Origin of the sequence: Acidisphaera rubrifaciens HS-AP3, assembly GCF_000964365.1 — a bacterium.
GTDB classification, from domain to species: Bacteria; Pseudomonadota; Alphaproteobacteria; order Acetobacterales; family Acetobacteraceae; genus Acidisphaera; species Acidisphaera rubrifaciens.
The window spans coordinates 1-5,361 of the sequence record NZ_BANB01000035.1 but is presented as its reverse complement, the minus strand read 5'-3'; the positions used below and the strand labels follow the sequence as shown (position 1 = coordinate 5,361).

General features: G+C 69.1%; 5 protein-coding genes. All 5 read right to left on the bottom strand.

The window, feature by feature from the left end; translation table 11 throughout:
* Positions 1–1,317 (bottom strand): lactate utilization protein B (locus tag B8460_RS01165; protein ID WP_048859735.1); only part of this gene is annotated, 1,317 nt, incomplete at its 3' end.
* 115 nt (positions 1,318–1,432) lie between these two features.
* Entirely contained in the window at positions 1,433–2,707 is a 1,275-nt protein-coding gene (gene rho / locus B8460_RS01160; RefSeq protein WP_048859734.1) for a transcription termination factor Rho, read from the bottom strand.
* Positions 2,708–3,034: 327 nt separating this feature from the next.
* Positions 3,035–3,487, bottom strand: a complete 453-nt coding sequence (gene hemJ / locus B8460_RS01155) for a protoporphyrinogen oxidase HemJ (RefSeq protein WP_048859733.1) — start codon at positions 3,485–3,487, stop codon at positions 3,035–3,037.
* On the bottom strand, positions 3,484–4,209 hold the full coding sequence (locus tag B8460_RS01150; protein WP_084623086.1) for an HAD family hydrolase: 726 nt from the start codon (positions 4,207–4,209) through the stop codon (positions 3,484–3,486). The genes hemJ and B8460_RS01150 overlap by 4 nt, the downstream gene beginning before the upstream one ends.
* Positions 4,210–4,214: 5 nt before the next feature.
* On the bottom strand, positions 4,215–5,303 hold the full coding sequence (hemH, locus tag B8460_RS01145; protein ID WP_048859732.1) for a ferrochelatase: 1,089 nt from the start codon (positions 5,301–5,303) through the stop codon (positions 4,215–4,217).
* Positions 5,304–5,361: the final 58 nt, after the last annotated feature.

The following is a 5,361-nucleotide window of genomic DNA, read 5'->3' as shown; positions in this document are numbered from 1 at the left end:
CCGTCCGCGCCGCCGTCCCATCAGGCCGAGCGTCGCCATGCCGACGCGGGTCGCCGCGCGATAGAGCCCGGGCCGCCGCGCGAACCAGCCCCACAGCGCGAGACCCCGCCGGGCGGTCGCCGGTGTCAGGTGCCGTTCGAACTCGCGCTCCCGCCAGTGACGCATCAGGTTCGGCAGCGGGATCTTCACCGGACAGACGCTCTCGCACTTGCCGCAGAACGTGCTGGCGTTCGGCAGCAGCGCCGTCTTGTCCACGCCCACCAGGCTCGGCGTCAGCACGCTGCCCATCGGGCCGGGATAGACCCAGCCATAGGCGTGGCCGCCGACCGCGCCATAGACCGGACAATGGTTCATGCAGGCGGCGCAGCGGATGCAGCGCAGCATCTCCTGGAACTCCGTGCCGATCATCGCGGAGCGGCCGTTATCCACCAGGATGACGTGATATTCCTCCGGCCCGTCGGGATCGCCCAGACGCCGGCCGCCCGTGGAGAAGGTCGTGTAGACGGAGAACTCCTGCCCGGTCGCCGAGCGCGCGAGCACGCGCAGCAGGCTCGTGCAGTCCTCCAGCGTGGGGACGACTTTTTCGATGCTGGCGAGCGCGATATGCACGCGCGGCAGCGTCTGCGTCAGGTCGCCGTTGCCCTCGTTGGTGACGATGACGCTGCTGCCGGTCTCGGCGATCAGGAAATTGGCGCCGGTGATGCCGACATCGGCGGCGAGGAAATGCTGGCGCAGCTTGGCCCGCGCCTCCGTCAGGATGTCGCGCCGCTCGTGGAACACGCGATCGACCGGCAGGTCGGTATGGCTGGCGCGGAACTGCCCCTCCCAGTCCTCGCGGTTGAGGTGGAAGGCGGGGGCGATGATGTGGCTCGGCGTCTCGTGGCGCAGCTGGATGATGTACTCGCCGAGGTCCGTCTCGACCGGGCGGATGCCGTTCGCCTCAAGATGCTCGTTGATGCCCAGCTCCTCGCTGATCATCGACTTGCCCTTGGTCACGGTGCGGGCGCCGACGCGGCGGCAGATGTCGAGCACGGCGGCCCGGGCATCGTCGGCGGTCGGGCACCAGTGCACGGTGCCGCCGGCGGCCTCCACCTTGGCGGCGAAGGCGTCGAGATAGAAATCGAGATGCACGAGGGTGTGGTTCTTGATGTCGCGCGCAGTGTCGCGCAGCGTCTCGAACTCAGGCAGGGCGGCCATGGCCGCGCTGCGGCGGGCCATGAACTGCGGACGGGAGTTGGCGAGCGCCTTCTGCAGCCCGGCATCGGCCAGGGCGGCCTTTGCCTGTTCCTTGAAGCGCGGACTGGTGACGGCATGCATCGACGGCGATCCCCGTAGGCTGGCGGGCAGGCGACAAGCCTACCCCGCTTCGCCGCCCAAGGCGAGGCGGCAGCGCCGGGACGTGCCCGACCGCGTGCCGCCGCCGCCGCCGGCGTCAGGTATTCATGGCGTCGAAGAAATCCTGGTTCGTCTTGCTGTATTTCAGCTTGTCGAGCAGGAACTCCATCGCGTCCGTCGTGCCCATCGGATTGAGGATGCGGCGCAGCACCCACATCTTCGACAGCGTGCCCTTGTCCACCAGCAGCTCTTCCTTGCGGGTGCCGGACTTGGTGATGTCGATGGCCGGGAAGGTCCGCTTGTCGGAGAGCTTGCGGTCGAGGATGAGTTCCGAATTGCCGGTGCCCTTGAACTCCTCGAAGATCACCTCGTCCATGCGGCTGCCGGTGTCGATCAGGGCGGTCGCGATGATGGTCAGCGAGCCGCCTTCCTCGATGTTGCGCGCGGCACCGAAGAAGCGCTTCGGCCGCTGCAGGGCGTTGGCGTCCACGCCGCCGGTCAGCACCTTGCCCGACGAGGGCACCACGGTGTTGTAGGCGCGGGCGAGGCGAGTGATGGAGTCGAGCAGGATCACCACGTCGCGCTTGTGCTCGACCAGCCGCTTGGCCTTCTCCAACACCATCTCCGTGACCTGCACGTGCCGCGTCGCCGGCTCGTCGAAGGTGGAGCTGATGACCTCGCCCTTCACGCTGCGGGCCATGTCGGTCACTTCCTCCGGCCGCTCGTCGATCAGCAGCACGATGAGGAAGACGTCGGGATGGTTGGCGGCGATGGCGGCGGCGATGTTCTGCAGCATCACCGTCTTGCCGGTCCGCGGCGGGGCGACGACCAGCGCGCGCTGGCCCTTGCCGATCGGCGCGATCAAATCGATCACGCGCGGCGTGAAATCCTTGCCCGGGGCCTTCGCGACCGACTGGAAGTTCTCGACCTCCATGCGCAGGCGTTCGTCGGGATAAAGGGGTGTCAGGTTGTCGAAGTTGATGCGGTGGCGGACCGCGTCCGGCGGCTCGAAGTTGACGGTGTCGACCTTGAGCAGGGCGAAATACCGCTCGCCGTCCTTCGGCGCCCGTATCTGTCCTTCCACCGTGTCGCCGGTGCGCAGGCCGAACCGGCGCACCTGCGACGGCGAGACGTAGATGTCGTCCGGCCCCGGCAGGTAGTTCGCCTCCGGGCTTCGCAGGAAGCCGAAGCCGTCGGGGAGGATCTCGAGCGTGCCCTCCCCATGGATCGCCTGATCGTTCTCCGCGAGATTCTTGAGGATCGCGAACATCATGTCCTGCTTGCGCAGGCTGGACGCGTTCTCGATCTGCAGGGATTCGGCGAAGCTCAGCAGGTCGGCGGGAGATTTTGCCTTCAATTCGGCGAGGTGCATGGCATGCCTTCGGGGGGTAGCCCGTCCAGCGTCCGCAGGCCCGGCCAACCGGGATGCGGAAACGCGCGGGTTCCGGGGAGCGCGATTGCCAAGCACCGGATCGGCGTTGGGTTCGCAGGTTCCGGGGAACCGGACGGAAGCCGTATGGGAGTGAGGAAAGTGGCAGGCGGCGATGGACGCTTGCCGACGGAACGCGTGGCTCTAGCTAGCCGGGCCGACTTATCCCGTCAATCTGGGAAGTGGCCTGCCCGGCACCCGCCGTCAAGAGGCCCCCAGGACGGCCGAGCGGCGTGACCGTCCGGCCACCCCAGGAAGTGCGAACCCGGCTCAGAACGGCTTGACGATCACCATAACCACGATCACCACCATCAGCACCGTCGGCACCTCGTTGGCGATGCGGTAGAAGCGCTGCGGCCGGCGATTGCGATCCTCCAGGAAGTCGCGGCGCCATTTCGACATCGCGCCGTGAAACCCCGACATCAGCAGCACGCATACCAGTTTCACGTGCCACCATCCGGCATGCCAGTCGATCACGCCGGGCGTCAGCACCAGCAGGATACCGAAGGTCCAGGTCGAGATCATGGCCGGCGTCATGATCTGCTTGAGCAGCCGCCGTTCCATCACCTTGAACCGCTCGCTCTCGGCTGAGCCGCGCGGCACGTCGCAGTGATAGACGAAGAGCCGCGGCAGATAGAACAGGGCCGCCATCCACGCGATCAGCGAGATGACATGCAGCGCCTTGGTCCAAGGATAGACGGCGGCGAGGAACGGTATCGTCATGCCGCGCGCCGGAGCGCGTCGCGCAGCAGCAGCGGCACGTGCGCCAACGTGGTGACCGGCCACGCCCCGGCCGCGCGCTGGGCGGTCCCGTCTCCGTCCGGCGCGTAGGCCAGCACGGTCATACCGGCGGCGACGCCGCCCTCGATGCCGGGGAGGCTGTCCTCCACCACGACGCAGCATTCGGGCGGGACGCCCTCGGCCGCGGCGGCGGCAAGGAACAGGTCGGGCGCGGGCTTGCCCCTCGCCACGTCGCGGTGGCTGTGCAGCCGCCCGTCCATCAGGCGATGCAGGCCGGTGCGGCGGAACTTCACGCCCATCTCCTCATGCGACGAATTGGACGCGACCCGCCACGGCAGGCCGAGCGCCGAGGTCGCCAGCAGCATCGCCTCCGCCCCGGGCATCGCCTCCGCCTCCTCGGCCAGCGCCGCCAGCATCCGGGCGCGCAGCATGTCCGTCCAGTCCGGCGGCAGCGCCCGGCCCAGCCGCGTCTCGATCATCGGCACCATCTGCCGCAGCGACAGGCCAAGGAAGATCGCCTGCGACTCATCGGGCGTGAGCGCCCAGCCGACATCCGTCAGCGCCCCGGCGACCACACGGCTCGCCACCGCCTCGCTGTCGATCAGCACGCCGTCGCAGTCGAAGATCACCAGTCGCAGCGGCGCCCGGCGCGCGAGCAGCGCTGTCCGCGCCTGTGTGAACAGGTGATCCGTCACCGGCGTCATGTCGGTCAGGCGGCGAGCGGCAAGGGCGCGGGCGGCGCCTCGGCCTCGGCGCGGGCATGCGGACAGTCGCCATGCGCCGCCGGACAGGTGCGCCGGCCGGCGAAGCTGCACAGCCCGTCACCCTCGCCCGCGGCCCGACGCGCGATGCGGGCAAGAGCCGCGATGAAACCGGGGTCGTCGTTGGGCGCCGGCACCCGGAAATAGCCCGGCACGCGGAGACGCTCCGCCAGTTCGCGGTATTCGACGTCCAGCTCCACCAGCGTCTCGGAATGCTCCGAGACGAAGGCGATCGGCTCGACGAGGACGGCCACCTTGTCGTGGGCGGCCCGCTCGATCGCCTCCTCCGTGGACGGCCCGATCCAGCGCTGGGGGGTGGCGCGCGACTGATAGCAGACCTGCCAGTCGATGCCGGGCGCGCCCCAGGCGCGCAGCACCTGCGCCACGCTGCGCTCGACCTGATGCTGATAGGGATCGCCCGCCTTAATGATGGTCTCCGGCAGGCCGTGCGCCGAGAACAGCACACGCAGCCCGATCTCTGGCGGCAGCGCGGCCCGGGCCTCGGCATAGGCGCGGCTGACCAGCGCCGCGATCGCGGCCGCATAGGCACCATCGGCATAGTAGCAGCACAGCGTCGTCACCGGCGCGACCAGCCCGACGCTGGCCGCCGCCTCGCGCCAGGCCGACAGCGAACTGCCGGTGGTGGTGGTCGAGTACTGCGGATAAAGCGGCAGCAGCAGCACGCGGTCCGGTCCCCAATCGCGCACGGCGCGCGCGGCCTCGCGGCTGAACGGGTGCCAGTAGCGCATGGCGATGAAGCAGCGGGCGTCCCACTCGGGCAGCGCCGCCTCCAGCGCCCGTGCCTGCTGCTCCGTCAGCTCCAGCAGCGGTGACCGGCCGCCTAGGATCGCGTAGTTGGCCGTCGCCGGCTTGACCCGGGCGCGGGCGATGATGCGCGCCAGCAACGGCCGGATCAGGCGCGGCACGCGCAGGATCGCCGGATCGGTGAACAGGTTGACCAGGAACGGCTTGATCGCCGCCGGACTGTCGGGTCCGCCGAGATTGAACAACACGATGGCGACGCGGGGCTTTTCCATGCCGGGAAGGTGGCCGGTCAGACGGCGCGCACAAGATCGACCAACGCGCCGACATGGG

Bases quoted from the DNA above. Each gene is read 5' to 3' on its own strand.
- rho (WP_048859734.1), bottom strand. From the start codon at position 2,707: ATGCACCTCGCCGAATTGAAGGCAAAATCTCCCGCCGACCTGCTGAGC.
- hemJ (WP_048859733.1), bottom strand. From the start codon at position 3,487: ATGACGATACCGTTCCTCGCCGCCGTCTATCCTTGGACCAAGGCGCTG.
- hemH (WP_048859732.1), bottom strand. From the start codon at position 5,303: ATGGAAAAGCCCCGCGTCGCCATCGTGTTGTTCAATCTCGGCGGACCC.
- B8460_RS01150 (WP_084623086.1), bottom strand. From the start codon at position 4,209: ATGACGCCGGTGACGGATCACCTGTTCACACAGGCGCGGACAGCGCTG.